Raw genomic sequence first — 23,733 nt, 5'->3', positions numbered from 1 at the left:
AAATGAAAAAAATATTGAACGGTATCTTTATAGCGTGCCTGTGTACCGCCCTTGCCCTTGCCGCGGCATATGTTGTGCTGGAAGCGGCAGCAGTCCTGACCGCAAACGGCAGCCTGACTGTCTGGGCAGAGGCGAATCTGGAGGCTCCCGTATGTATTATGTGTTCGGTGACTGCAATCGTGGCCTTTGTCATGAGCTACGTATTTCAGTGGAAGTCGGGTGACTGAAAGAGCGCCCGGCCTACTTTGTAAAGTGCCGGTCGATGGAACGGGAATAGCTGCGGAAAACCATGCTGGCATCACCGATAAAGTCCATGGCATATTGCGGTAGATGGTAATCGCTGCGATACACCATATATAAAGTGTTGTATGAAATATCATTGATAATTGGAAAAACATGAAAAGGAACGCTGTCATCCCTGTTGTCATGCATGTGCTGATAAAAAATGACGGGAGACAGCAGTCCGGCACCATCCCCATTTTTCGACATCTCGTATATCAAGCCCTGTTGATCGCATTCCAGCATAAGATGGGGCTTTGAAAAATGAGAAAAGAACTGGTCCACTCCTTTTCTCAGGCGGTTACCGGGGCGGAGCGTAAGAAACGGCAGGCGGATGATTTTCGTCAGGTCCACTCCGTGTTGAAAGCCGGTCATGAGTTCATCACAGGTGTCGGGATAATATTGTCTCAATAGTTTTTCAGAAAAACAGCACTGAATTTTTTCCGCGGCCAGTTCAATTCGCTGCTGGTTCGGGCTGGAGGGGATATCAATGCCCACATAGAGATCAATTTTACCGGCCTGAAGGAGCTCGTCCAGTTTTTTGCTGTTGCCGTCTACCAGTTCTATGGAAATATTAGGGTGCGAGGGATGATAGAATTTCCAGATCAGAGGAAAGAAGACATCTCCTCTAAGACGGGAGATGCCTACCTTTAAAGTAGCGCGGCAGTCCTGGCTGATATCGGAGAAGGCCGCCCGCATTTTGGATTCCGCCTCCAAAAGCTGTCTTCCGTAAAAAGCCATCTCTTCCCCTTCAGGTGTGAGATGAAGGCAGGGTTTCCGTTCAAAAAGCCGTACATGATATTCATCTTCAAGGCGTCTTATATGGCTGCTCAGGGCCTGTTGGCTGATGAAAAGGCGGTCTGCCGCTTTTGTAATATTCATTTCCTCTACGGTCCGTAAAAAGTATTCGATACTCCTAAGGTTCATTCTGCACCCTCCAGTGACAATATTTATATTGTGAAATGGGAATCTAAATAAAAAAGTAATTGTTAAAGAAAGAATAGCATGATTTAAATAAATAACAAATTAAATTTCTGTTAGGAAAAGTTGAAGAAATGAGGAAAATAAAATGAGTAAAGTGACATTGATGGATTGCACGCTCCGGGACGGGGCCAATGTGGTTGGGAAGGGGTTTTCAGCAGAAATTACGGATATGGTGCTGGACGGCCTGACAGCCTGTGGTGTGCCGATTATTGAATTTGGCAATGCTGGCGGTATTGGGGCCTACGAGGTGGCTGGATTTACTGAGGCCCTCACGGATATGGAATATCTGGAGATTGCCAAGAAGTATATGGGCCGGGGAGCGGAACTTGGAATGTTTCTAAACGCAAAACGCTACCGGGAAAAATACATTGATCTGGCAAAGGATTATAGCCTCGGATTTTTGAGGGTAGGGGCAGATGCCGGTGACGGCGCCATCGCACTTGACGCTCTCAACGCAATTAAAAAGAGAGGGATAAAAGCGTACTATTCCGCAATGAAAGCCTATCTGCTGACGCCGGAGGAGTTGGCGGAAGAGGGAAAAATGCTGGAAAATGCAGGCCTTGACCAGATTACGATTATGGATTCGGCGGGAACCATGCTGCCGGACCAGGTTGCGGCCTATACGGAAAAACTCCATAATGCGGTATCTATTCCGGTTGCCTTCCACTGCCACAACAATCTTGGTCTGTCCGCAGCCAATGCCCTGGCGGCCTATCGGAACGGAGCTGACATTTTGGACTGTGGCTTGATGGGAATGGCCAGAAGTGCTGGAAATCTGGCGACGGAAATTTGTGTTGCTCTGATGCATCGGATCGGCGAGATGAAGGAAATTGATTTATTCGGTATGCTGGACTTTATTGAAAGCCGCCTTCAGCCGGCCATGAAAGAGTTTCATTACCATAATCCTGTGACGCCGCTCGACTTGACGCTGGGCCTTTCCGGCTGTCATTCCAGCTTTGTGAAAACCTTTAAAAAGACGGCAGAGGAAAAACAGGTGAATTTGTTCAAACTGATTACCGAGGTATCCGCCATTGACCGTAAAAGTCCTTCCGGGGCTTTGATTGCAGAGACGGCAGAACAAATGAGATAATGGAATGGGGTGACAGAAATGACAAGAGTAGTATTAGCAGGAAATTACCCTGAACATACATTTGAAAAACTCAGAAAACTTCTTTCGGAAAAAGATTTTGAATTAATACCGGTGGATACGGCGGAAGCTTATGAAGCAATGACAGATGCGGAAATTATTATATTACGCATTTTTAAAGCCCCGCGGGATGTAATAGAAAAAAACAGGAATTTGAAGATGATTCTCCGCTGGGGAGCTGGATTTGATTCGGTCGATATTGAAGCGGCGGGAGAAAGAGGGGTGGTGGTCACCAATACTCCCGGGGCCAATGCGCCGGCTGTTTCAGAATTGGCTGTGATGCTGATGATGGCGGTAGGAAGAAAACTTCTATGCCACACGGAGAGCTTAAAAAGTGGTATGTGGAGCAAGAATACGTTTATGAACAGTTCTTTTTGCCTGAACCACAAGACTGTAGGAATTGTGGGAGCCGGTAATATCGGCCGCCGGACGGCGGCCGGAGTACAGGCATTTGGTGCAAAAGTCCAGTATTACGATCCATTCCGGCTGACATATGAACAGGAGGAGAAGTATGGAATGCACTACGTAGACTTTAAAACTTTGCTGGAGACCTCTGATATTGTGTCTCTTCATATTCCCCTGAGTGAAGAGACACATCACCTGATCGGTGCAGCGGAGTTGGCCCGGATGAAAGACGGAGCGATTCTCATTAATACGGCCCGCGGAGGGCTGGTAGACGATCACGCCCTGGCCGGAGCCGTAAAAGCCGGAAAACTTTCAGGCGCTGGACTGGATGGTGTGGAGAATGAGCCGCTGAAAGCGGATGACGAACTTCTGGCTCTTCCTGATATCATAGTAACACCCCACATAGGTGGCGGAACCGCGGATATCAGCGATATGATTATTCCCATGCTGGTAAAGGACATCACGGATTTTGCAGCCGGAAAACTCTTAGAGCATGTGGTCAACCAGAAATATTTGCCCAGTTAGCCTTTAATTGAGTGGCAATTAAATGTTCGCGGAGCGTGCTTTTCGTTGTTTCACGGAACCGCCGCCAGTCCGCATCCCGGAACGGCCTGTTTCTTATACTTAGCTGCCAGCAGCAGTGTGAGCAGAAGGCAGACGCCCTCCGAGGCAGCGGCCGCCAGCCAGACGCCGGGTTCCCCCACAAGCCATGGAAGAAGCACAAGGCAGACCGTAATCAGGAATAATCCCCTGCCCAGTGAGATGGTCATGGCAAAGACCGGCCGTTCGACGGCCGCAAAAAACCCGGCAGCGACCACATTGAAGCCGATGAGGAGAAATGCGGGCGAATAAATCCGCATTACCCGGACCGTATATTCGTAAAGGTTCAAATCCCGGTCTTCATTAATAAAAAAGCCGGCGATTCCCGGCGCAGCCGCCGAAATAACGGTAAATGCGGCGACGCCGCAGATCAGCGCGGTACAAATTCCGTATTTTAGCAGGGAACGGCAGACGCCGTTTTCTCCCCGCCCGTGATGAAAGCCCAAAAGCGGCTGGATTCCCTGGCTGGTTCCGGTCATTGTCATCAGTACGAGGGTGTTTAAGTAGGAAATGACCGTATAACTGACCAGAGCGAACTCCCCTATCGCAGAGAGAATAACCTGGTTAAAAAGAAAAACCACGATGCCGCTGGACAAATCGGAAATCCCTTCTCCGATTCCCAGCGGCAGAAGTTTTTTATAGATGGAAAACCGGAACCGGAATTTTGTAAAGTGCAGGTGACGTGATTTTTTCAAAAAGTACAGCAGAAAGATGGATGTACTCGTCACCTGTGCGAGGCCCGTGGCAAGAGCCGCTCCCCACACACCCCAGTGAAAGTGCATGACAAAAACATAGTCCAGAATTATATTCATCAGGGCGCAGCTCATTACGCCTATTGTGGAGAGCTGCGGAGCGCCGTCCGCTTTTACAAGCACTTCCAGATTGTAGGAGACCATAAAAAAGACGGCAAACAGCGCAATAATCCCTGTATATTCTTTGACGTAACCGAGCGTGTCCGGCGTCGCGCCGAGAAACAGCGCTATGGATTTCAGGTTCATCCGGATTAGGACAGTGAGCGTTATTCCGAGAACCGCCATTGTTACAATATTCTGGCTGAACAGCCCGTTAGCCCGATCCATATCGCCCTTCCCCATGCAGATGGAGACCAGAACCGAGGTTCCGGTGGCAAAGGTCAGTCCCAGGGCAAAGATCATGCTGGTCAGGGGCATGGACAGGTTGACGGCAGCCAGGGCCGTCTCCCCCACCCCTTTTGCTACAAACACCCCGTCGGCCATCGTGTAGAGAGAAAACACCCACATCGACACGATGGACGGAATGACAAATTTGAGGTACTGCTTTAATAAATTCAATGAATGACTCCCTTTTTATCAAATCAGACAATCTGCTCCAGTCCGTCCAGAGAGTATTGTCCGGTCTGATTTTTTTCTTCAATTGCTTTCTGAACCAGTTCATACCGTTTTTTCGTGAGAGGGAACAGAAACATCATTGCCGCAGCGATCAGATAGCCCGCGGCCGGAACGATAGTCAGTAAAAACTGCACGCCCGACAGAGCCCCGGCGGACTGTACGGCCATTCCTTCCTGGAAACCGGAGAATTTGAGGATCCATCCCATGATGAGCATTCCGAAGGCGGTGCCCACCTGCTGGCAGATAGACTGGAGAGAGGAAAGCGTTCCCTCGCTTCTCTTGTTGAATTTGAGTTCAATCACTTCCGTCAGGTCATAGAGGATGGCAGAGGCAAGCTGCCAGTAGACCGAAGCGCCAAGCGTGTGGACTGCGGCAAAAATCAGCAGCATAATGTGGCTCCGGATCCCGATGAAATTCATGACGATCATCAGCACGGAGGTGACTGCCATACAGAGGATAAAGGACTGCTTTTTCCCCCAGGCGGTCGCCACCTTGTCGATAAACGGCGCATAGATAACGATAAAAATGCAGGCCACTAAAAAGATAGTGGAAGAGTAGCTTTCCGGCAGGTTCAGGTTATAGGTAATGAAAAATGCGACGCTGCTTAAGTAGATTGTGTAAGCAGCCAGGGTGAATATGATGGACAAAATCAGGTATTTCATTGGTTTAATCTGAAACGCGTTCAGATAATCCTTGAAGATACCGGGTTTCTGAGCGCCGGCCGCCGGTTCCGTGATGCGTTCTTTCCCCCTCGTTGCGCGCAGCATGGTTAGAATCATAATGGCAGCAAAGAGGACGATAATCACGGCCGTCATGCTCCAGCTTGTTTCGGTGCTTTTTCCCAGCCTGCCAAACAGGCTTACCAGGAGAAGCGGAAATACCATGCCAAAGTAGTTGCCCGCGGAGCTTCCCACCGCCGCGAAGGTCCGAAGACGCGTCCTGTCGTCATAATCATCGGTAATCTCGGCCCCGAGCGCGGTATAAGGCACGTAGAAAATGGCATAGGCGGACCAGAACAGCGTGGCGAAGATACCGTAATAAAGGATGCTGCCCCCTGCCATCCTGGAGTGCATCAGTACAAAAGAAACGGCAAACAGCGGAAGGCCGATCCGGATAAAGGGGCGGCGTCTGCCGTGTGGGTTTGAGCTGTTGTCGGACAGGTATCCGACAAATATGGTGGCAATGGCCCCAATTAAAAGTGACAGTGAAGACAGGGTTCCGGCTTTGGCCGGATCGATCCCTGCAACCGTTGTGAGATAGAATAAAAAGTAAATGCTGACAAAATTGTAGATTGCCGCGTCCCCTGCGGCGGCTACCCCGTAGCTTAATTTAGTGCGGAAACTGAGCTTTCCGTTTTTCTCCTCCATAGTAATTTCCCCCTCTGTTAGCAAACGCCATTTTTCTCCCTGTCAAATATAACAGCTCCGTCAAATACCGTCAGTTCCACCTGACAATCCTGTATATCTTTCTGCGGAATTTCAAACATATTCCGGTCTATGACAATAATATCCGCAAATTTCCCCTTTTCCAGAGTGCCCAGCTCATCCTCTCTTCCGTAAGCGCAGGCGGCCCATCTGGTGTAGCCCTGAAGCGCCTCCGTAAGCGTGATTGCCTCCTGCGGATTGACGGACGTAGGATTTCCCTCATCATCGCACCTGGATACGGCGGCATAAATATTCTTAAACGGGTTAAGGCCTACCACCGGGTAGTCGGTTCCCAGGGCCAGCCTGGCGCCGCTGTCAATCAGGCTTCTGAACGGCCACTCATAGCGGCAGCGTTCCATGCCGATGCGGCTGACCTTTTCATTGCTGTCGAAGGTCACATGGTAGGGCTGCACGGATGCAATAACGCCCAGCTCTTTAAATCTGCCGATATCGTCCGTATGGATATTTTCAATGTGTTCGATTGCATTTGGAAGACGCTTTCTGTTTCCTTCATTATCAGCATAAAGATTGGCCTCCTCGAAACAGTCCAGCGCCCACTGTACGGCTTTGTCCCCGATACAGTGATAGCGGACGCCGAGCCCCTGGCTGTTGGCTGCCTTTGTACATTTTAAGAATGTTTCCTTCGGGTAATTTGCCTCACAGGTCATTTCCGGACGGTCGGAATATGGTTCTAAAAGAAGTCCGGTGTAGGTGGAGGTGACACCGTCTATTACCTGCTTTAAACCGGCATACCGGATTTTCTCCGTATGGTATTTCGAATACATTTCAAGCTCTTTTTCATAATTTCCCGTTACGCCCAGATTGGTGTATGTATGGAGCCTGGCGGTGAAGGTGTTGTTTTCCTCCATCTGAACCAGCTTATCCATATAGGTGATAAATTCCGGGTTCAATTTGGCCGCGGTGATATCGCTTAAGCAGGTAATTCCGTACCCGTTGGCTTCCTTCAAAAATGCTCCGAACAGTTCGGTCAGAATCTCCAGCGGATAATCCACCAGTTTGGCAAAGATAGGGAGCATTAGGTCAATCTCAAAGAGAATGCCGTCCGGCTTTCCGTTTTCTCCGAGACGCACTTCCCCATACTCCGGTTTCGTGTTTTCATCGATCCCCAGTTCCTGTAAAGCCAGTGTGTTTACCCATGCCGTGTGAAGATCCGCGCACAGAAGATAGACAGGTTTGTCCGGAAATGCCTCGTCCAGCAGTGTCTTGTCCGGCAGCGGGATGTCACCCCACCATGCAGTATACCAGCCGATTCCCATGATCCGCTTTTCATCCGGGTGAGTCCGCTCGAATTCCTTTGCAATCCTTACGCATTCTTCCGGTGATGAGGAATCCTCCAGCTCCATGCACACATGGCTGCTGGATGCGGCGGCGCCCATGGAAAAGTGGGTATGGGCGTCGATAAAGGACGGCATAATCAGCTTGTCCCCATATTCCCGTATCTCAGTGTGTTCATCTGCCAGCCCGTCCGGAATTTCCCCCTGGAAAACCCGGGCGATCCGGTTTCCCTTTATCGCAACCCCGCCCTTAAAAGGCACATCGTCCAGTGCCGTAAAAACTGAATTACCTGTTATAATTAAGTCTGCCCCATTCATTTGTATTCTCCTTCTTAAACCCCGGTTCATCTGTTACCAATATTCTATCTGTCTTCTATCTGTCCGTTACACTTTTCCTTCCAGTCCTTTGTCCACTAATTTCTGTTTCTCCGGGCTCACCTTCGGCGGAGCCATTTCAAAGGAATTATTGACTACGGTAAAATCAAAATATCCCAGGCGGGCAACGGGTTTGATGCTGCAGATATCAATCTTGCCGTTGGGAAGCAAAAATTCATCTGCGATGTGGATTCCTATCACTTCTGCTATGATGCAGTCCACCGTCGCCAGGTTGTCGCTGCCGGGAATCCGTATGGTCTGCATGTAACGGCACTCATACTGTACCGGTGATTCCGCCACCCGCATAACGTCGATCAGGTTGGAGGGAACCTTCGAAACTCCGGCATATTCAAATTTATCTTTTACCCCTTCCGGAACTTCAAAGATAGAAGAGCGGTTCATCGCTTCCTTTAAGTCCCAGGATACCATATTGTAGACAAACTCCCCGGTTCTTTCAATGTTTTTGACGGTATTTTTCCGGTCGCCGACCACGTTCTGGTTAGATGAAAAAAGTACAATCGGCGGATCAAAGGTCAGGTTGGTGAACTGGCTGTATGGCGCGAGATTGTCGCTGCCGTCCTCGTTTTTCGTGGAAATCCATCCGATCACACGCGGAACGGAACAGGATTTAAATGGATTTCTCTGCAATCCATGGTTGTTTTTTGATGGTTCGTAAAACATCTGATATCCTCCTCTGGTTATAAAACACGATTTAATCAAAATTCCACTCGCGATATGTATTGTTGGAAACGTACAGGTGGAAACGTATTGATCAAAGTGTACTAATAAATGTGTGCTGTATGGCGGCCGCCTAACTTAAATTTATTATAGTAAAGCGGTGAAAAAGTTGAAATTCAATTTTTTGCGGTGCTATTGTGTTTTTTTGACATTTGTGTTAATTTGGTTTGAAAAGGTAATAAGACGAAAACGGCGGGAATACAGGGAGGCAGGGGGATTTTTATGAAAGTGATATGTGCGGTCAAAAAAGAGTCAATGTCGTTTTTTTTACATTTCAATCCATATTTTGCTGAGAGCGCCGGGGAGATCGGAGAACTTCTTTCCGGTTTTGAACCGTGTCTGTTATTTATTGATGCCCTCCATATTACGCCGGGCATTTTGAAGGAGATTCGGGAGAAGAGAGATACCTGCCTGGCAAGCCTTATTGCGGAGTCGCCAGAGCAGATCGGGATGATGAAAACGCTGTATCCGGAGTTCAGGCTGATCAGCCTGGCTAATGTGCCGGACGGACGGGCAGTCTTTTCTGCGGAGATGTTTAAGGATATACTGGCTTCGGAATATGTGAACGACATGATATACGGCCATCCGGAGCGTATCCTGGAGCTGGACTTCCTGTTTCAGACCATGCATATCAAGATAAATCCGCAGATTGTCTTTACCATTGTGTTCGATGATTTCTGGACCGTTTGCGAGAAGAGGGATAACGTTTACCGGTACCGGCTTAAGAGAACCCTGCTCAACAGCACCAGAAAGGTACTGGAGCGGGGATACAGCGCCGTGTCCGCCACGCTGATGGGGACGGACAAGGTGGTGGTTTTACTCAACTGCCGTGATTTAACGGGGGAGGATGCGGAAGATTACGCCGCCCGGTGCGCCGAACTGCTCCTGTCGGAGATTAAAAAGGTGACGGGATATTCCGTTTCAATCGGAATGAGCTGCTTTTGTGCGGCTCCGGCATTGCTCTGCCGCGCCTATGAGCAGTCCTTCCGGGCGCTAGAGCAGTCATTTATGGCCGGGCCGGGACAGCTTCTGCGCTATCACAGCCCATCCTCCGAGAGGGGGAAAGCATCGAAGGCCGGTGGTTCGCCTGCCCTCCGGGAACAGGGAAAAAAGGATTTGATCGTTGCGGTCACAACACAGGACGATTCTCTCTGTGCGGAGACACTCAACCATATCTTTGCCGGGCTTGCCATGCAGAACGCGGATTCTTCCTATATAAAGTCGTTGTCGGTCTCCATCCTTTCCGAGCTGGCCGGATACGGCGTCGGCATGGGATTGGATGCGGTGGATATTTCATCGAAAGTCTTGTCCGCCACCGGCGCGATCTTTAAAGCCAATACAATGAACGACGTCAAGGCCGAGACATACCAGTTCCTTCTGGGCCTGTCGAGGAGTTTAAAGTCCGAGGTTCCGAAAAGCACGCCCCTCGATATGGCGGCCGCCTATCTGGAACAGTATTATATGAATAATCCGGGATTAAATGAAGTGGCGGATTTATGCGGTTACAGTCCGGCCTATTTCAGCCGCGCCTTTAAAGCGCGTTTTGGAATGAATTTTGTCCGCTACAGCCGGGAGATTCAGCTTAAAAATGCCAAAAAGCTGTTGCGGGGCAGTGATTTAAGCCTTGCACAGATTGCGGAGAAGACGGGATTCCAGACCACCAGCTATCTGGGAGCCGTTTTTAAGAAGGAGGCAGGGATATCTCCGGGAAACTACCGGCTTTTGCCGGAGAGCAGGTTGCCCTAAAACATGTATTTGATCTTTTACCTCCATGTTAGTTCATCCTGCAAGGAAAATACATGCAGGCTGTGAAACAGGATACTGATAACAAATAGCGGTATGCTTCCGGAGAAGGCAAGGACGTTTTCATGGCAGGGAAACAGGGAAGAAGGGGGGGGGATTTACCACAGGCAGTCTCCCCTCGTTTAACAAATGACAATTTTTTCCTCCAATTCGGTTTCGTATTTAAAATTCCGGCATTGAAAAGAATTTCCGGAATTCACTGTAAAATAAGGCATAGCTGCTATTTTGCCAAAGAGGAAGGTTCCTGTTTTGGCGGCGAAGCGCGATGGTTTTCATGCGTCAGACACAAGGTCATAACTTGACAGACGAAAAGAGTTTTAGTATAATCATCAGCGATGAGCATTGTTCGAAAGCATATAAGCCCGGTCGCCGCTTTCGCGCAGTGTATTTTTTTACCTGAGGGTTAGCTGGAACTAACTTAAGCTTGAAAGGAGGAGACTTCCATAAAAGGACGAATTTTTACTATTTTTTTAGCCGTCAGCTTGATTCTTGCTTCGGTGCTGTCATTGTTTGTCGGTGTGATCGATATCGATTTTGCTTCTCTGTTTCACGACAGCGGAAAGCTGGAGATATTTTTTATATCCCGTCTGCCCAGGCTGCTGGCCATACTGTGCACGGGCGTAGGGATGAGTGTGGCCGGACTCATCATGCAGCAGCTCTGCATGAATAAATTTGTCTCTCCCACAACAGGAGCGACCATTTCATCCGCCCAATTGGGGATTCTTCTGGCATTGCTTTTTATGCCGTCTTCCACCCTGTGGGGGCGGGCCGTATTCGCGTTTGCCGCTGCCGTTTTAGGCACGTGGACCTTTGTGTGGTTCATACAGAAGGTTCAGTTTAAGGATGTGATTATGGTGCCGCTGGTGGGAATCATGTTCGGCAACGTCATCGGAGGCATTACCAGTTTTCTGGCCTATAAGTATGAAATGACACAGGCGATCTCATCCTGGCTGGTGGGACACTTTTCCATGGTGCTCCGGGGACGCTATGAGATTGTATATCTGATAGTGCCGCTTGTTGTACTGGCCTTCATTTTTGCCAATCACTTTAATATCGTGGGCATGGGAAAGGACTTTTCCCAAAATCTGGGGGTACCTCATAATCTGGTGCTGTTTATGGGCCTTACCATAGCTGCCATGATCACCGCCTCCATCGTTGTGGTTGTCGGCTCCATCTCTTACATAGGGCTGATCGTTCCCAATGTGGTCGCCATGTTTAAGGGAGATAAAATTCGGGGCACTCTGCTGGACACGGCCCTGTTCGGCGCGCTGTTCGTGCTGGTATGCGATATAATCGGCAGGGTGGTGATTGCGCCTTATGAGCTGCCCATCGAGCTGATTGTGGGCATCCTCGGCAGCATTATTTTTGTCGGTCTGCTGTTTTACAGGCTGAAGAACGGGCGGAAAGCAGTCCGCCTGCCGGGGGCTGGCAGCTCCGGCTGTGCGGCTGCTGTTTCCGCCTCTGAACAGGGAGGTGAACGGTTATGAGAACGGATGCCCACCGCGCAAATGTGCGCAAACTGCTGATTTTAACCGCGTTGGTGCTGCTGGCAGCTGCCGCCTATATGCTGGTTGACGTGCGCTTCGGCAACGAAAAGCTGGTTCGATACGCCATGAAAATCCGGACTCCGAAGTTGATCGCCATGCTCATTACAGCCTTTGCCATCGGCGGAGCCTCCATTGTATTTCAGTCTGTCATTAACAACCGCATCGTCACGCCCTGTCTGCTGGGGATGAACTCGTTGTATACGCTGATCCATACTGCGGTCGTTTTTGTGGCCGGTTCCGGAAGTATCCTTGCCGTCAACGCCAATTTGTCCTTTGCTGTAGACTTAATAATCATGGGCACGGCGGCTACGGCTATTTACAGCTATTTGTTTAAAAAGACGAAACACAATGTTTTGTATGTGCTTCTCATCGGAACCGTCCTGACCTCCTTTTTTTCCAGCATTCAAACGACGCTGACGCGGGTAATGGATCCCAACGAATACGATGCGCTGCTCACAACGCTGGTGGCCGGCTTCAGCAATATTAATTCTAAAATTATCGTGTTCGCACTGATTCTGCTGGCCGCGGTCATAATCGGACTGCGCCGTGAGCTGGCGCTTTTGGATGTGCTGACGCTGGGAAAGGAGCGGGCTGTCAATCTGGGCGTTGACTATGATAAGTGCATCCGCAGGCTGCTGCTGGGCGTGACACTGTTTATCGCCGTGGCAACCGCCATGGTCGGTCCCATATCCTTCCTGGGCCTTATTATTGCCAATCTGGCGCGGCAGCTTCTGCGAACCTACCGGCATAGCCAGCTGATACTGGGGGCGTCCCTGTTTGGAATGCTCGTGCTGGTGGGCGGCCAGATGATGGTGGAGCATATCTTTACCTATTCTGTTCCGGTCAGTGTATTTATCACCGTAGGCGGCGGGGTGTATTTCCTCTATCTGCTGCTGACTCAAAGGAGGGCTTTGTAATGTTTGTAAAGGAACTCACAAAACGATATGACGGTAAACCGGTGGTAGACGGCGTTACCTTTGAAATACCGAAGGGAAAGGTGACCTCGCTGATTGGTCCCAACGGCGCGGGAAAATCTACGGTCATGGGAATGCTTTCCCGGCTCATCGCCCGGGATGCGGGGCTGGTGGATTTTGACGGGCGGGATATCGGCAAATGGAAAAGCCGGGAGCTTTCAAAGCGTCTCGCCATCCTGACGCAGACCAACAATATCCAAATGAAACTCACCGTTCAGGAGCTGGTTTCCTTCGGCCGGTTTCCCTATTCGGGAAACCGTATCACCTCAGAGGATAAAGAGATCATCCGGCGTGCCATTGACTACATGGAGCTGAAGGAATTTGAGGACCGGTTCATCGACGAGCTTTCCGGCGGGCAGCGGCAGCGGGCCTATATTGCCATGGTAATCGCGCAGGACACGGACTACATCCTGCTGGATGAGCCCACCAACAACCTGGATATCTATCATGCCACCAACATGATGAAAATGGTCCGCCGCCTTTGTGATGAACTGGGAAAGACCGTGATTTTGGTGCTGCATGAGATAAATTATGCCGCATTCTATTCTGATTATATCTGCGCTTTTGCAGATGGGAAGATCGCCAAATTCGGTTCTGTAAAGGAGGTGATGACACGGCAGACGCTATCCGAGATCTATAAGGTCGATTTCGAGATCATGGAGATCGAAGGCAAGCCGCTGTCCATTTATTATTGACGTTGCGGCAGACACTAAGTTATCTGTATTTTTTTGAAAGGGAGAATCAAACAATGAGAAAAATTTTAACGCTGTCACTTGCAGCCTTTATGCTTTTTAGTCTTACAGCCTGCGGAAATAATTCTAATACCGCGATAGGCAATAATGGAACAGAGAACGCGGCTTCTGAGCCGGCCGCAGATGCGCCGGAGAACCGGAGCCCTGAGAAGATTACGATTACGTCCTTAGACGGTAATCAGAAGGCCGCCGAACTGGAAATTCCGTATAATCCCCAGCGCATTGCGGTGATGGACCTGGCCGCCCTGGACATTTTGGATAATCTGGGTTTGGGAGACCGGGTAGTGGGCGTTTCGAAGGGGTCCTCCATTGACTATCTGCAGAGCTATATCACCGATGAGGGCATCGAAAACCTGGGCACCATTAAGGAAGCCGATCTGGAGGCCGTCATGGCCTGCGAGCCGGACGTCATCTTCATCGGCGGACGCCTGAGCAGCTCCTATGACGCGCTCAGCGAAATTGCACCGGTTGTCTACCTGGCCACCGACAGCACCATCGGCGTTGTGGAGAGTGTGGGGCAGAACGCTCTGACCATTGCCTCCATGTTCGGACTTGAAAGTCAGGTGGAGGAAAAGCTGACCGGCTTTGCCTCCCGCGTGGAAGCGCTGGCTGCCATTGCAGAAGGCCGGACGGCCATTGTGGGCATGAGTACCAGCGGCAGCTTTAACGTGTTGGGCAACGATGGCCGCTGCTCGATTATCGGCGGGGAAATAGGCTTTGAGAATATCGGTGTGGACGCTGAAATCGATACGGCAACCCACGGCAATGAGGCATCCTTTGAATTTATCGTAGAAAAAGCCCCGGATTACATATTCGTGATGGACCGCGATGCGGCCATTAACACGGACGGCGCTCAGCTGGCCAGGGAAATTATGGAAAATGAGCTTGTTATGGGCACCGCAGCGTATCAGAATGGCAATATCGTTTATCTGGAGCACCCGGCCGTGTGGTACACCGCCGAGGGTGGTATCACTGCGCTGGATGTGATGCTGGCCGATCTGGAGAGCGCTCTGCTCGATTAGTTTTCTTCGTCTGGCCGGGAGGCAGCAGACGAAGAAAGAATTGCCGGCACAGCTTGCATTTTATAGAAATTCATGATATATTAGCCTCTGCAATAAGGTCGCAATTCCCTCGTGCCAAATCACGCATCGAGAGAAGCTGCACAAACCGACCGGTGTGTTCGAGACCTTCCACACCTAAAACAAAACTTGAAAAACATCTATTTTAACAAGGTTTAACGCATGTTAATCCGGCAGAAAAGCTTAATTCTGCCGGATTTATTTTTTGTTGAAGTTTCCCGTGTGCTGTTGCTTTGTGGGTACAGAGTGGGTATGAGAATAGCCTTTATTGGTGCAGCTTATAGGAGGTGTTTTTTAATTTACTTTTTCTTTGAATGTATTCTTCTACTCTGCGTTTTAAAATTTTCCATATCCGGCCGACACGAAAGGCTTTGATGTCGCCCACATGAAGGATTTTGTATGCGGCACTACGTCCTATGCCAAATATTTCGCATAGCTCAGCAATCGTTATTATTTCATCATAATTTTCAAACATGATTATCTGTTCTTTCGCACGGTAGCAACAAAATGGACAGGCTGCTGTTGAAGTTGGATTAAGGAAAAATGGGTATGCGGTATAGTCCGGCAGAGGGAATTATTTCTGCCGGGTTTATTTTTTGTTTTGGATTCCTGATATTTAATTCTTCCTAAATCATTTTTAACAACCCTATCTAACAATAAAGTAAAGTAGACTGGAGCCGGTAATACGCTTCCACCTACTTGCAGAGATACCGTCCAAAGGAGGAACATAAAAGATGAAGCTTATTACTTTTAAAATTACAGAAGAAGAGGAGATAAGACTAGAACAGGGAATGGAGAACTCGGGCATGAATAGAAGCGATTATATCAGAGCTTGCATTAATGCAAATCCAATACAGGTTATAGGGAAGAGTAAGGAGTTTTACCAAAGCCTACACAAAATTCTTAGTGCAGTAGATAAGGCGGAGGAAGAACTTCCAACAGCAAATAGGAATAACGTATCATTTGACTCTATACGGGAGGAGGTTTTTAATGCATGCCAATTATTAAATTTGTAAATGAAGATAATAACAAGCGATACGATACAGAGGACAGCATAAGGAATTGTATAGAATATATTTTTGATGTGGGTAAGACCTTCTATGATGAGGTGCGCACAGGTCATATGTGTAGTGATTTTGTGGGATGCGCACATTTCATGGGAACAAGGTGTCAAGAGATCCAGCCAGAGTTGGTAGCCAATCAAATGATTATAAATAATTTTGTCTATGGAAAAGCAAAAGAAAATTTATTGAAACATCGAATCATTAGTTTTCATAATGCAGATAGTGTTATGCCAAATGAGGCTTTTGATTTAGCGCACTACATTGCGGAGATTTATGGAGAAAATTATATTACAGCATATGGTGTTCATATGGATACAAATCAAATTCATATTCATTTGGCTGTTGATACGATTGGCTGGAGGGATGGAAAGCGATTTAGCTTTAGCTTTGAGAAGCGATGGATGACAAGTTTAGTGAATGCGTGGATGGATTCACGTAATTATAATTTAATTAGTAATAGGAAAGCTAACGAAACATGCGAACGCTATTATGGTTATTAAAAAAGATGCTCCCAGGCAATTATTATTGCCTGGGACTTTTGATAAAATCACGCTAATGGTTGATAATAGCTTTCGGAAAGAACATATGCTTCCAGTGCAAGTTTAGTGGTTCGCCATTCCCTTCCGGCTTTAAAAGCCTTGATTTTGCCCGAACGGCATAATCGGGCAGCGGTAGCAGGTTTTACATCCAGAATTTCGCTAAGGTCAGTTAGATTCAATAAATCACCGTAATTGTCAAATAACATGCTAAAACACCTCCTTATAAAGCTTTGTCTTTATATAGATGTTTTTAGCGATGGTACAGTATAAAAGATTTAATAGATAGGTCTTATTTCACTTTGTTTTTACACAGTTATAACTGATAATCGTTGAAGTTAAAGTTATCCAGAATATCAGCAATGGCTGCCATGATAGTCAAAAATTTGTTGATTTGCTGATTAGAAAGACCAAAAGATATTGATAGAAAGAAAACCGCTGAGATAGTAAGGTTGTAAGTGTGTATAAATTCATTTATTTTAAATGGCACTATTATGCTTGGCGAGAACCGGAAATTATACGAATATAGACGTTATGTCCAATGTGGTTAAATATGTCATGTGTCAGAGAGAAAACAAACCGGACGCTGAGAATTTTCTTGGGTCAAGTGGATACGGTGTTGCTTTTTATGAATCGGCAGAAGAAATCATATTCCAGATAGAAAAAGTTCAGAATGTGAATTATATTTCAACACGAAGGGGAAGGCGTTTATCACATAAGGTTTTTGTTTATTCCGATAAGAATGTTTTTTTGTTAACTCAAGGAGAGTATATCATGCTGGGATGTGATTTAAGATGGATTTATTGGTTGGCGAATTCCATGGGCAGTTTTTATTATCAAAGAGGGAATCAGGTACTGTTTGCTATCCATCAGGACTACATAGGCATACATATTCATTTTGTAATCAACTCAATTAACTTGGAGAACGGTCTTAAATGGCATGACAACCGAGGGCTTCTGAATGCGCGGCAGAATCATTTCAATGGTATTTTACTGCAATACCAGAACGCATATCTGCAACATCATGGAAACCGGCCATTGCTGAGATTTGTAGCACAGATATAGCTATCTTGGCTGATTAATAAACGCATTAATTACTGAAGTCAGGGCGTTTTTTTCAGTGTGGCCCAGGAGCATCCATTTTTGCAACAACTCAGAGTGCTCTTTTGACAATCCACTAAATTCTTCAGTTGAAAAGAATTCTGCCAACGTAATATCGAACACATTACATAGAATTTCTAATTTATCAATCGGCGGGCATAAGTTTTTCTGATACCACGTTGCGATTGTTGATTGCGGTATTCCGGAAAGCAGCGCGAGCTTGTATACAGACCAATTTCTGGCTTCTCTTAGTTCTTTAATCCTTCCTAATACATCGAACATCGCATTTTCCTCCTAATATTACCTAATAACGATATTTTATTGCGAATTATCGATAGACAATAGGTGCGAAAAGACGTATAATTATATCGTAATTACGATAAAACATAGATGAGAAATATGTTATTATTTATAGGTTTGCTCGACACAGGTTTTTTATACATAATATGGCAGATAATTAAATAAATGGTGGTAACATTTTCGGATGAATGAGGCGAATTTTTATTATCTGCGTTTTGTAATGTGAATTCTTTGGGATAGATGAAATATACCCTAAGGGGAGAGATTTATCCTGATGAAATATATTTAAAAACAAGGAGGAAGAAGGAAGTGAAAGAGAAAACAAGGTGGATAGCCAAGATGATGATAATTGTCATGCTCTTGTGCTCGACCACGACAGGAATTGCTTTTGCAGATAAGGCAGAGCAGAACAAAACAACGGAAACTTCTGATGGCGGAGGAAAAGCGGCAACACCGACCGAAGCAGAGCCGGAAGAACCGACAAAGTCGGAGGAATCAGAAAAATCGAAAAAACCTGAAAAACCTGCAGAATCAGATGAAGATGAGGCGGATGAAGTTCTTGATGGAGTGATGCTGACCAGAAGCATTATGAATGTTGAGAAAGCGTCGTCGTCGGAGGCGGCTTTCATTCCGGCAAAAAATCCACATTGGGCTGTAGGTGATAATGCATGGGATGGTATTGATTACCCAGGATGGGGCGATTGGGATCAACTCTCAGATGAAGAAGCAGAAGATGTTTTATATACGAGAGTAATGGTCTATAATAATGGTGTACCTGTAACAGAGGGATTTACCAGTTCTTCCGGTTACTACGAGGAGTGGGATGCCCGTATGAGTTTTTCAGAGCCGGGAGAATATACGTTTCGAGCTGCATTTGTGAAAGACGGTTGGGATGTTCCGGAGGAATACTGGTCTGAGTATAGTGAACCATATAACTATGAAATTCCGGACAAGAAAGTTTCTACACCGATTAACTTGAAATGGATTTCGGGAGGGGTCATGACATGGGATGATGTTCCGGAAAAGGATGATATATTAGGTGCGTCATATAAATTATATATTATTTATTTATGGGAATTGAACCCGGCAACAGGCGAATATGAGAAAAGCCGTGTTATGACATCGGTAGAGAATGAAGCGGATTTATCATATGAAATGGAAGATGGTAAAACATACAAATTTAATGTTAGGGCACTTGGAGATTTAATAGACTATGAGAACAGCGATTTCTCTGCTCTTAGCGATCCGTTTGTTATGGATGATACAGTTAATGAGGGAAAGCGCCTTATTGATGATTTAAAGGATGGAGATATAAAGGCCAATATTGAAAACACAAACCTAGAGTCGGAAGAAAAGGATACATTAAAGCTGGCGATTCAGGTTGATGAAGAAGCAGCGCAGAGTTATGCGGACTTAGAGACAGAATATAAATCTGCCGCGCAAAAAGCAGATCTCAGTGTCGAAGCCGGAGAAAGCGGAGTAGATACTGAAAAGGTTGAAGTTGTGGGAGGCATTTTAAACGGCGCCACAGGCATCAAGTTTGAAAAGACGGAAGAGAAAGACTTAACTAATGCGAATGCGTCTAAATATAAAATAAAGCGTGCCATCAATATTTCTTTGACGGATAAGAGTAACACTCTTCCAGGAGGGGAATTAAAGTACCCGGTTCTTATCACTATGCCGGTGCCGGATGGGATTTCACCTAATTTATTGACCATCGTGCATATAAAACATAACGGAGAAGCCGAAACAATCAATCCCCGCGTAAATAGTGACGGAACTGTATCATTCGCCGTCACAGAGTTCAGCACCTTCGTCTTCGTGGATAAAACTTCATCCGGCGGCACTTCATCCGGCGGCACTTCATCCGGCGGAGGAGGCGGAGACCGTGGTTCCTCAAGCAGCAGCACCTCCGGCACAATCACCATCGACAGTAAAAAAGGCCGCGTAAATTCCCTGACCGGAATTATTACGGGAACAAGCGACAGCAACAGTAAATGGATTTCAGAAACATCTGTAAATGCGGCGGGAGAAACGGATGTCCGTTGGAAATTACAGTATGCAGACGGCACTTATGCCGCTGGCTTAAACGTGGCGGATGCGCAGGGCAATGTAACGGAACAGCCTCTTTGGGAAATGATCAATGGTGCCTGGTATGCATTTGGTGCGGACGGTTATGCAAAATCCGGTCTGACCTTCGATCCGGTACTGAACGGATGGTTCTATATTGACATTAATAAGGGAATGCTGACAGGATGGCAGCAGATTAATGGAAACTGGTATTATTTCAACACAGTATCAGACGGTACGAAAGGAATCATGTTCGTGAACAGACAGACACCCGATGGTTATTATGTAAATACAAATGGCCTTCGAGATGAAAAAGATAAGTAATAGTAAAAGCAACTAAATATAAAAAAGTTAAAAAGGCTGTAGCAGGTTTGGGAATATATTTGCAAGGCTTAGCACATGTTAATCCGGCAGGGAAATTTAATTCTGCCGGATTTTTTTTGGATTTTCTATATTGTTGCTTTGGGATACAGAGAGAGTATATACATTTTGTCAGGAAGTGTAGATTATTCAAGCTGATTTTTTATTGACAATGAACGGAGTTGTCAATTATTTAAATAATTATGTTATTTGGTATTGTCTTTTTGAGAACCATTATTTTTGGTACTACCGCCAGTTTTAGAACCGCCTTTTGATGGACGCTGTGGGTAATTTCTGGGGATGCCTTGCGTTTTTCCATCGTGTAGAAAATATACATTTGACATAAGATTGCCTCCTTATGATATACAAGAATGATAAAAGTTAGAATACTATTATATGAGCGTAATTATATCATAAAGAAAAGAATATTCAAGCCATAAACAGAGTGAAATATTAGCCTTGTAAAAAGGCCCTATTTTTAATTAAATATTATACCTGTGAGAACAAAACATCTTGGAGGAAAAGCGTATGATAAAACAAATTCTCACAGTAGTCTTTCAGGTCGTATTGGAAATCGTAGATATTATCATGAAGGACAAGTAACCCTCACACAGTCCCCAAGCACTTCGGTGCTTGGGGGCTTTTTACGTTCCAAAAGGAGCGTAGAACCGCAAAACAATCATTCAATAAAAAGGAGGAAAAAATTATGGCAGCAAACGTGGAAACAATGTTTTACACAAGAGAGAAACCGTGGCACGGTCTGGGAACAATGGTACAGGAGGCCCCCACATCAGAGACGGCCCTGACTCTTGCAGGGCTTGACTGGAATGTAATCCAGAAGCCAATTGAGACGGAGGACGGAATCCCCATTTCCGGTTTCAGGGCAAACATCAGAGATACCGATGGACAGGTATTAGGGGTGGTCACAGACCGCTATAAGGTAGTGCAGAATACCGAGGCGTTCGGCTTTTCCGACCAGCTTCTCGGGGAGGGGGTCACCTATGAAACGGCCGGCTCTCTCCAGAATGGCCGGCGGACATGGCTTCTAGCCAGGCTTCCGCAGCGTTACATTATCAGCGGTGACGAGATAACGCCATATCTCGTCTTTATGAATTCCCACGACGGTTCCGGCGCGATAAAAGCGGCGATGACGCCCATCCGGGTGGTGTGCCAGAATACGCTTAACCTCGCATTAGATACGGCTAAACGCGTCTGGGCTACCAACCACACCGGCAATATCAGCGGTAAGCTGGAGGATGCCAGGAATACGCTTCTTTATGCGGAGCAGTATATGGCGGAACTCGGCCTTGCGATTGACCGTCTAAACCGGAAGAAACTGTCTGACCGTCAGGTATGTGAGTATATCGACATCCTGTTTCCGCTCATGGGCAATCCGACTGAACAGCAAAAGAAAAATGTGCTGCGTATGAAAGAGGACGTGAAGAGACGCTATTTTGATGCGCCGGATTTACAGCACGTAGGTAAAAACTGTTACAGGTTCGTCAATGCGGTGTCCGATTTTGCCACCCATGCAAAGCCGCTCCGGGAACGGGCCAATTATAAAGAAAGCTTGTTTGCAAGAACGGTAGACGGAAATGTGCTGATTGATAAGGCATACGAAATGATGAAATCAGCGTAGGAGGAAGAAAATGACTGCAAATAATGAACAGGAACTGGGCTTCGCTTTAAAACAGAAGGCAAAAACCATACACATATCAGGGCGCTTTGCGCCTAAAATGGAACGGTTATATTCCATGAGTCAGATTATGTGGTGGCTGTGCTTTTTTAGCCTAACTGCCGCCGTTGCCGCTCTGCTTAAAATAAGGCCGCAGAAAGAATACCCCTTTACCATGGTTTCGGGAGCGGTAGCCGGTACACCGGCAGCAAAGTCAATCGGAAAACCGCTTTTGGCATCGGCCGCGTTGGTGGCGTTATATGGCGGAGGCATGGAAGCTTTGAAACAGTTTCGGAATGAATACCATATGGAACGGGGAGAACAGGGCGGTATAATTTTAATCAGGGAAGCCGGTACAGAGGACAGAGACAGGAGGGAATCTGAATGAAACGACAGACACAGGAACAGCAGATAATATCCATGATGGAACGCCCCATCCCGAAGAAAAAAGTCGGAATCGTAAAATTAAAGATGGTCAGAGAGGGCCACGCCTTATATGGGACGAGACGATTCCGAACCGCAGAAGAGGCCGCAGATATGGTGCGGCCTCTTTTTGAATATTCCGACCGTGAAATGATGGTTGTAATGTCGCTGGATGCGACACTTACGCCGATCGCCATGGAAATCGTGGCGGTGGGCGGCTTGTGCTCCTGCAGCATAGACACCAGAGATATATTTAAACACGCGGTTCTTTCCAATGCCGCCAAAATTGTTTGTTTTCATAACCATCCATCGGGGAATATGGAAGCCAGCAGAGAAGATTCCGAAACGACGGCCCGTATTAAGGAGGCGGGGGAACTGCTCGGGATTCCGCTGGTTGACCATATCATAATCGGTTTCGGGAAGGATTACATCAGCTTTAAGGACAGAGATATATACCCGTTTGGTGACAGAGAGGAGGCAGCATAATGAAAAAAATAATTTCCACCCTGAATCTGCCGCATGAAGAATGGCTTGCCTACAGAAAAACGGGAATCGGTGGTTCGGATGCCGGTGCGGTGGCCGGACTCAATCCATTTTCCAGTCCAATGAATGTATATCAGGATAAAATAAGCAGCAGCACACCGGATATGGACAACGAGAGTATGCGTCAGGGACGGGACTTGGAGGACTACGTGGCAAAGCGTTTCATGGAGGCCAGCGGACTAAAGGTAAGGCGTTCCAATGCGATGTACCGGCATGACAAGTACCCGTTTATGCTGGCGGATATTGACCGTATGGTAGTAGGGGAAAATGCAGGCCTTGAATGTAAAACGGCCAGTGCCTATTCCGCAGATAAATGGAAAGACGGCCAGATACCGCCCCATTATCTGATTCAGTGTCATCACTATATGGCCGTCATGGGAGCTGACCACTGGTATCTGGCGGTCGTACTGCTGGGAAAGGAGTTTAAGTACACAAGAATAGAGCGGGACGAAGAGCTGATTTCCAATCTTATCGCCATAGAATCCGCTTTCTGGTTTGACCATGTGATTCCCCAAATCATGCCGGAACCGGATGGCTCCAAAGCTTGTGACGAGGTACTCGAACAGTATTTCCATCTGGCCCGGAAGGATTCATCCGTGCTCTTAATCGGCTTTGACGAAAAGCTGGAACGACGGGAGGAGATCATCCGTCTGAAGGAAAAACTGGAACAGGAACAGCGGCAGATTGAACAGGAAGTGAAGCTTTATATGAAGGACAGTGAGACGGCTTTTAATGACCGGTATAGAGTGATGTGGTCAAATGTGGATACGGCCAGACTGGATACGCAAAGAATTAAGTCAGAACGGCCGGAGCTATACAGAGATTTTACGAAAGTCACCAGTTCAAGGCGGTTCACGGTCAGAGCGGCATAACACGGAACGAAATACAAATG

At 47.1% G+C, this 23,733-nt stretch carries 25 protein-coding genes; 16 read left to right on the top strand and 9 right to left on the bottom strand.

The annotated features are described in order from the left end of the window. Positions 1-2: 2 nt before the first annotated feature. Positions 3-227 carry a cobalt ABC transporter substrate-binding protein gene (locus tag EJL91_RS07460; protein WP_125141333.1) on the top strand — a complete coding sequence of 75 codons (225 nt, stop codon included), beginning with the start codon at positions 3-5 and terminating at the stop codon, positions 225-227. A gap of 13 nt (positions 228-240) precedes the next feature. On the opposite strand, the gene EJL91_RS07455 is transcribed toward EJL91_RS07460, so the two are convergent. Then, positions 241-1,206 carry a LysR family transcriptional regulator gene (locus EJL91_RS07455; protein ID WP_125141332.1) on the bottom strand — a complete coding sequence of 322 codons (966 nt, stop codon included), beginning with the start codon at positions 1,204-1,206 and terminating at the stop codon, positions 241-243. Positions 1,207-1,348: 142 nt separating this feature from the next. On the opposite strand from EJL91_RS07455, the gene EJL91_RS07450 reads away from it, so the two are divergent. After that, complete coding sequence (locus EJL91_RS07450; protein ID WP_125141331.1) at positions 1,349-2,353, top strand: beta/alpha barrel domain-containing protein; 1,005 nt, start codon at positions 1,349-1,351, stop codon at positions 2,351-2,353. Positions 2,354-2,371: 18 nt separating this feature from the next. Then, positions 2,372-3,340 (top strand): 2-hydroxyacid dehydrogenase, encoded by a 969-nt coding sequence (locus tag EJL91_RS07445; protein ID WP_125141330.1) that lies wholly within the window; start codon positions 2,372-2,374, stop codon positions 3,338-3,340. 50 nt (positions 3,341-3,390) lie between these two features. Here the strand turns inward: EJL91_RS07445 and EJL91_RS07440 are convergent, their stop codons facing one another. From EJL91_RS07440 to EJL91_RS07425, 4 genes are all read right to left on the bottom strand, one after another. Then, positions 3,391-4,725: an MATE family efflux transporter gene (locus tag EJL91_RS07440; protein ID WP_243125267.1), complete on the bottom strand. Its 1,335-nt coding sequence runs from the start codon at positions 4,723-4,725 to the stop codon at positions 3,391-3,393. A gap of 23 nt (positions 4,726-4,748) precedes the next feature. Then, positions 4,749-6,149, bottom strand: coding sequence for an MFS transporter (locus tag EJL91_RS07435; protein ID WP_125141329.1), 1,401 nt, complete (start codon positions 6,147-6,149; stop codon positions 4,749-4,751). A gap of 17 nt (positions 6,150-6,166) precedes the next feature. Next, positions 6,167-7,819 (bottom strand): amidohydrolase, encoded by a 1,653-nt coding sequence (locus EJL91_RS07430; RefSeq protein WP_164516777.1) that lies wholly within the window; start codon positions 7,817-7,819, stop codon positions 6,167-6,169. A gap of 66 nt (positions 7,820-7,885) precedes the next feature. Next, positions 7,886-8,557 carry a flavin reductase family protein gene (locus EJL91_RS07425; RefSeq protein ID WP_125141327.1) on the bottom strand — a complete coding sequence of 224 codons (672 nt, stop codon included), beginning with the start codon at positions 8,555-8,557 and terminating at the stop codon, positions 7,886-7,888. A 279-nt stretch (positions 8,558-8,836) separates the two neighbouring features. On the opposite strand from EJL91_RS07425, the gene EJL91_RS07420 reads away from it, so the two are divergent. The 5 genes from EJL91_RS07420 to EJL91_RS07400 all read left to right on the top strand — a co-directional run bounded on the left by EJL91_RS07420 (position 8,837) and on the right by EJL91_RS07400 (position 14,712). Continuing rightward, complete coding sequence (locus tag EJL91_RS07420) at positions 8,837-10,360, top strand: helix-turn-helix transcriptional regulator (protein ID WP_125141326.1); 1,524 nt, start codon at positions 8,837-8,839, stop codon at positions 10,358-10,360. Between the two features lie 539 nt (positions 10,361-10,899). Further along, positions 10,900-11,904 (top strand): ABC transporter permease, encoded by a 1,005-nt coding sequence (locus EJL91_RS07415; protein WP_341466968.1) that lies wholly within the window; start codon positions 10,900-10,902, stop codon positions 11,902-11,904. Then, the gene (locus EJL91_RS07410; RefSeq protein ID WP_125141324.1) at positions 11,901-12,881 is read left to right on the top strand and encodes an iron chelate uptake ABC transporter family permease subunit; all 981 of its coding nucleotides are present in this window, start codon (positions 11,901-11,903) and stop codon (positions 12,879-12,881) included. Before EJL91_RS07415 ends, EJL91_RS07410 begins: the two co-directional genes overlap by 4 nt. Further along, positions 12,881-13,633, top strand: a complete 753-nt coding sequence (locus tag EJL91_RS07405) for an iron ABC transporter ATP-binding protein (protein WP_125141323.1) — start codon at positions 12,881-12,883, stop codon at positions 13,631-13,633. Before EJL91_RS07410 ends, EJL91_RS07405 begins: the two co-directional genes overlap by 1 nt. A gap of 53 nt (positions 13,634-13,686) precedes the next feature. Continuing rightward, complete coding sequence (locus EJL91_RS07400) at positions 13,687-14,712, top strand: siderophore ABC transporter substrate-binding protein (RefSeq protein WP_125141322.1); 1,026 nt, start codon at positions 13,687-13,689, stop codon at positions 14,710-14,712. A gap of 322 nt (positions 14,713-15,034) precedes the next feature. Here the strand turns inward: EJL91_RS07400 and EJL91_RS07395 are convergent, their stop codons facing one another. Then, positions 15,035-15,244 (bottom strand): helix-turn-helix domain-containing protein, encoded by a 210-nt coding sequence (locus EJL91_RS07395; RefSeq protein ID WP_125141321.1) that lies wholly within the window; start codon positions 15,242-15,244, stop codon positions 15,035-15,037. Between the two features lie 259 nt (positions 15,245-15,503). Here EJL91_RS07395 and EJL91_RS07390 point away from each other — a divergent pair, with 259 nt between their 5' ends. Next, positions 15,504-15,785, top strand: coding sequence for a plasmid mobilization protein (locus EJL91_RS07390; RefSeq protein WP_125141320.1), 282 nt, complete (start codon positions 15,504-15,506; stop codon positions 15,783-15,785). Further along, positions 15,764-16,333 carry a relaxase/mobilization nuclease domain-containing protein gene (locus tag EJL91_RS07385; RefSeq protein ID WP_125141319.1) on the top strand — a complete coding sequence of 190 codons (570 nt, stop codon included), beginning with the start codon at positions 15,764-15,766 and terminating at the stop codon, positions 16,331-16,333. Before EJL91_RS07390 ends, EJL91_RS07385 begins: the two co-directional genes overlap by 22 nt. 47 nt (positions 16,334-16,380) lie before the next feature. Here EJL91_RS07385 and EJL91_RS07380 read toward each other — a convergent pair whose 3' ends face one another. Beyond that, positions 16,381-16,578, bottom strand: a complete 198-nt coding sequence (locus tag EJL91_RS07380) for a helix-turn-helix domain-containing protein (protein WP_125141318.1) — start codon at positions 16,576-16,578, stop codon at positions 16,381-16,383. Between the two features lie 274 nt (positions 16,579-16,852). Here EJL91_RS07380 and EJL91_RS25345 point away from each other — a divergent pair, with 274 nt between their 5' ends. Then, positions 16,853-17,434, top strand: a complete 582-nt coding sequence (locus EJL91_RS25345; RefSeq protein WP_125141317.1) for a relaxase/mobilization nuclease domain-containing protein — start codon at positions 16,853-16,855, stop codon at positions 17,432-17,434. Here the strand turns inward: EJL91_RS25345 and EJL91_RS07370 are convergent, their stop codons facing one another. Continuing rightward, the gene (locus EJL91_RS07370) at positions 17,435-17,752 is read right to left on the bottom strand and encodes a helix-turn-helix domain-containing protein (RefSeq protein ID WP_125141316.1); all 318 of its coding nucleotides are present in this window, start codon (positions 17,750-17,752) and stop codon (positions 17,435-17,437) included. It lies immediately after the preceding gene. 327 nt (positions 17,753-18,079) lie between these two features. Between EJL91_RS07370 and EJL91_RS24875 the strand changes: the two genes are divergently transcribed. After that, positions 18,080-20,164 carry a hypothetical protein gene (locus EJL91_RS24875; RefSeq protein WP_243125266.1) on the top strand — a complete coding sequence of 695 codons (2,085 nt, stop codon included), beginning with the start codon at positions 18,080-18,082 and terminating at the stop codon, positions 20,162-20,164. A 242-nt stretch (positions 20,165-20,406) separates the two neighbouring features. On the opposite strand, the gene EJL91_RS24530 is transcribed toward EJL91_RS24875, so the two are convergent. After that, complete coding sequence (locus EJL91_RS24530; protein ID WP_164516775.1) at positions 20,407-20,544, bottom strand: hypothetical protein; 138 nt, start codon at positions 20,542-20,544, stop codon at positions 20,407-20,409. 362 nt (positions 20,545-20,906) lie between these two features. Between EJL91_RS24530 and EJL91_RS07360 the strand changes: the two genes are divergently transcribed. Genes EJL91_RS07360 through EJL91_RS07345 form a run of 4 tightly spaced genes read left to right on the top strand, consistent with a single transcriptional unit; the run spans position 20,907 to position 23,713 of the window. After that, entirely contained in the window at positions 20,907-21,839 is a 933-nt protein-coding gene (locus tag EJL91_RS07360) for a DUF932 domain-containing protein (RefSeq protein WP_125141315.1), read from the top strand. Between the two features lie 10 nt (positions 21,840-21,849). Next, complete coding sequence (locus EJL91_RS07355; protein ID WP_125141314.1) at positions 21,850-22,263, top strand: hypothetical protein; 414 nt, start codon at positions 21,850-21,852, stop codon at positions 22,261-22,263. Further along, positions 22,260-22,784, top strand: coding sequence for a JAB domain-containing protein (locus EJL91_RS07350; RefSeq protein ID WP_125141313.1), 525 nt, complete (start codon positions 22,260-22,262; stop codon positions 22,782-22,784). The genes EJL91_RS07355 and EJL91_RS07350 overlap by 4 nt, the downstream gene beginning before the upstream one ends. Further along, a complete protein-coding gene (locus EJL91_RS07345; RefSeq protein ID WP_125141312.1) occupies positions 22,784-23,713 on the top strand; it encodes a YqaJ viral recombinase family nuclease in 930 nt (309 codons plus the stop codon). The genes EJL91_RS07350 and EJL91_RS07345 overlap by 1 nt, the downstream gene beginning before the upstream one ends. The last annotated feature ends 20 nt before the right edge of the window (positions 23,714-23,733 follow it).

The organism is Clostridium transplantifaecale (assembly GCF_900626075.1).
Classification (GTDB): Bacteria; Bacillota; Clostridia; order Lachnospirales; family Lachnospiraceae; genus Otoolea; species Otoolea transplantifaecalis.
This window is presented reverse-complemented; position numbering and strand designations above follow the sequence as displayed.

Coding starts and splice junctions, on each gene's coding strand:
- EJL91_RS07460 (WP_125141333.1), top strand. CDS start 3: ATGAAAAAAATATTGAACGGTATCTTTATAGCGTGCCTGTGTACCGCC.
- EJL91_RS07455 (WP_125141332.1), bottom strand. CDS start 1,206: ATGAACCTTAGGAGTATCGAATACTTTTTACGGACCGTAGAGGAAATG.
- EJL91_RS07450 (WP_125141331.1), top strand. CDS start 1,349: ATGAGTAAAGTGACATTGATGGATTGCACGCTCCGGGACGGGGCCAAT.
- EJL91_RS07445 (WP_125141330.1), top strand. CDS start 2,372: ATGACAAGAGTAGTATTAGCAGGAAATTACCCTGAACATACATTTGAA.
- EJL91_RS07435 (WP_125141329.1), bottom strand. CDS start 6,149: ATGGAGGAGAAAAACGGAAAGCTCAGTTTCCGCACTAAATTAAGCTAC.
- EJL91_RS07430 (WP_164516777.1), bottom strand. CDS start 7,819: ATGAATGGGGCAGACTTAATTATAACAGGTAATTCAGTTTTTACGGCA.
- EJL91_RS07425 (WP_125141327.1), bottom strand. CDS start 8,557: ATGTTTTACGAACCATCAAAAAACAACCATGGATTGCAGAGAAATCCA.
- EJL91_RS07420 (WP_125141326.1), top strand. CDS start 8,837: ATGAAAGTGATATGTGCGGTCAAAAAAGAGTCAATGTCGTTTTTTTTA.
- EJL91_RS07410 (WP_125141324.1), top strand. CDS start 11,901: ATGAGAACGGATGCCCACCGCGCAAATGTGCGCAAACTGCTGATTTTA.
- EJL91_RS07405 (WP_125141323.1), top strand. CDS start 12,881: ATGTTTGTAAAGGAACTCACAAAACGATATGACGGTAAACCGGTGGTA.
- EJL91_RS07400 (WP_125141322.1), top strand. CDS start 13,687: ATGAGAAAAATTTTAACGCTGTCACTTGCAGCCTTTATGCTTTTTAGT.
- EJL91_RS07395 (WP_125141321.1), bottom strand. CDS start 15,244: ATGTTTGAAAATTATGATGAAATAATAACGATTGCTGAGCTATGCGAA.
- EJL91_RS07390 (WP_125141320.1), top strand. CDS start 15,504: ATGAAGCTTATTACTTTTAAAATTACAGAAGAAGAGGAGATAAGACTA.
- EJL91_RS07385 (WP_125141319.1), top strand. CDS start 15,764: ATGCCAATTATTAAATTTGTAAATGAAGATAATAACAAGCGATACGAT.
- EJL91_RS07380 (WP_125141318.1), bottom strand. CDS start 16,578: ATGTTATTTGACAATTACGGTGATTTATTGAATCTAACTGACCTTAGC.
- EJL91_RS25345 (WP_125141317.1), top strand. CDS start 16,853: ATGGCACTATTATGCTTGGCGAGAACCGGAAATTATACGAATATAGAC.
- EJL91_RS07370 (WP_125141316.1), bottom strand. CDS start 17,752: ATGTTCGATGTATTAGGAAGGATTAAAGAACTAAGAGAAGCCAGAAAT.
- EJL91_RS24530 (WP_164516775.1), bottom strand. CDS start 20,544: ATGTCAAATGTATATTTTCTACACGATGGAAAAACGCAAGGCATCCCC.
- EJL91_RS07360 (WP_125141315.1), top strand. CDS start 20,907: ATGGCAGCAAACGTGGAAACAATGTTTTACACAAGAGAGAAACCGTGG.
- EJL91_RS07355 (WP_125141314.1), top strand. CDS start 21,850: ATGACTGCAAATAATGAACAGGAACTGGGCTTCGCTTTAAAACAGAAG.
- EJL91_RS07350 (WP_125141313.1), top strand. CDS start 22,260: ATGAAACGACAGACACAGGAACAGCAGATAATATCCATGATGGAACGC.
- EJL91_RS07345 (WP_125141312.1), top strand. CDS start 22,784: ATGAAAAAAATAATTTCCACCCTGAATCTGCCGCATGAAGAATGGCTT.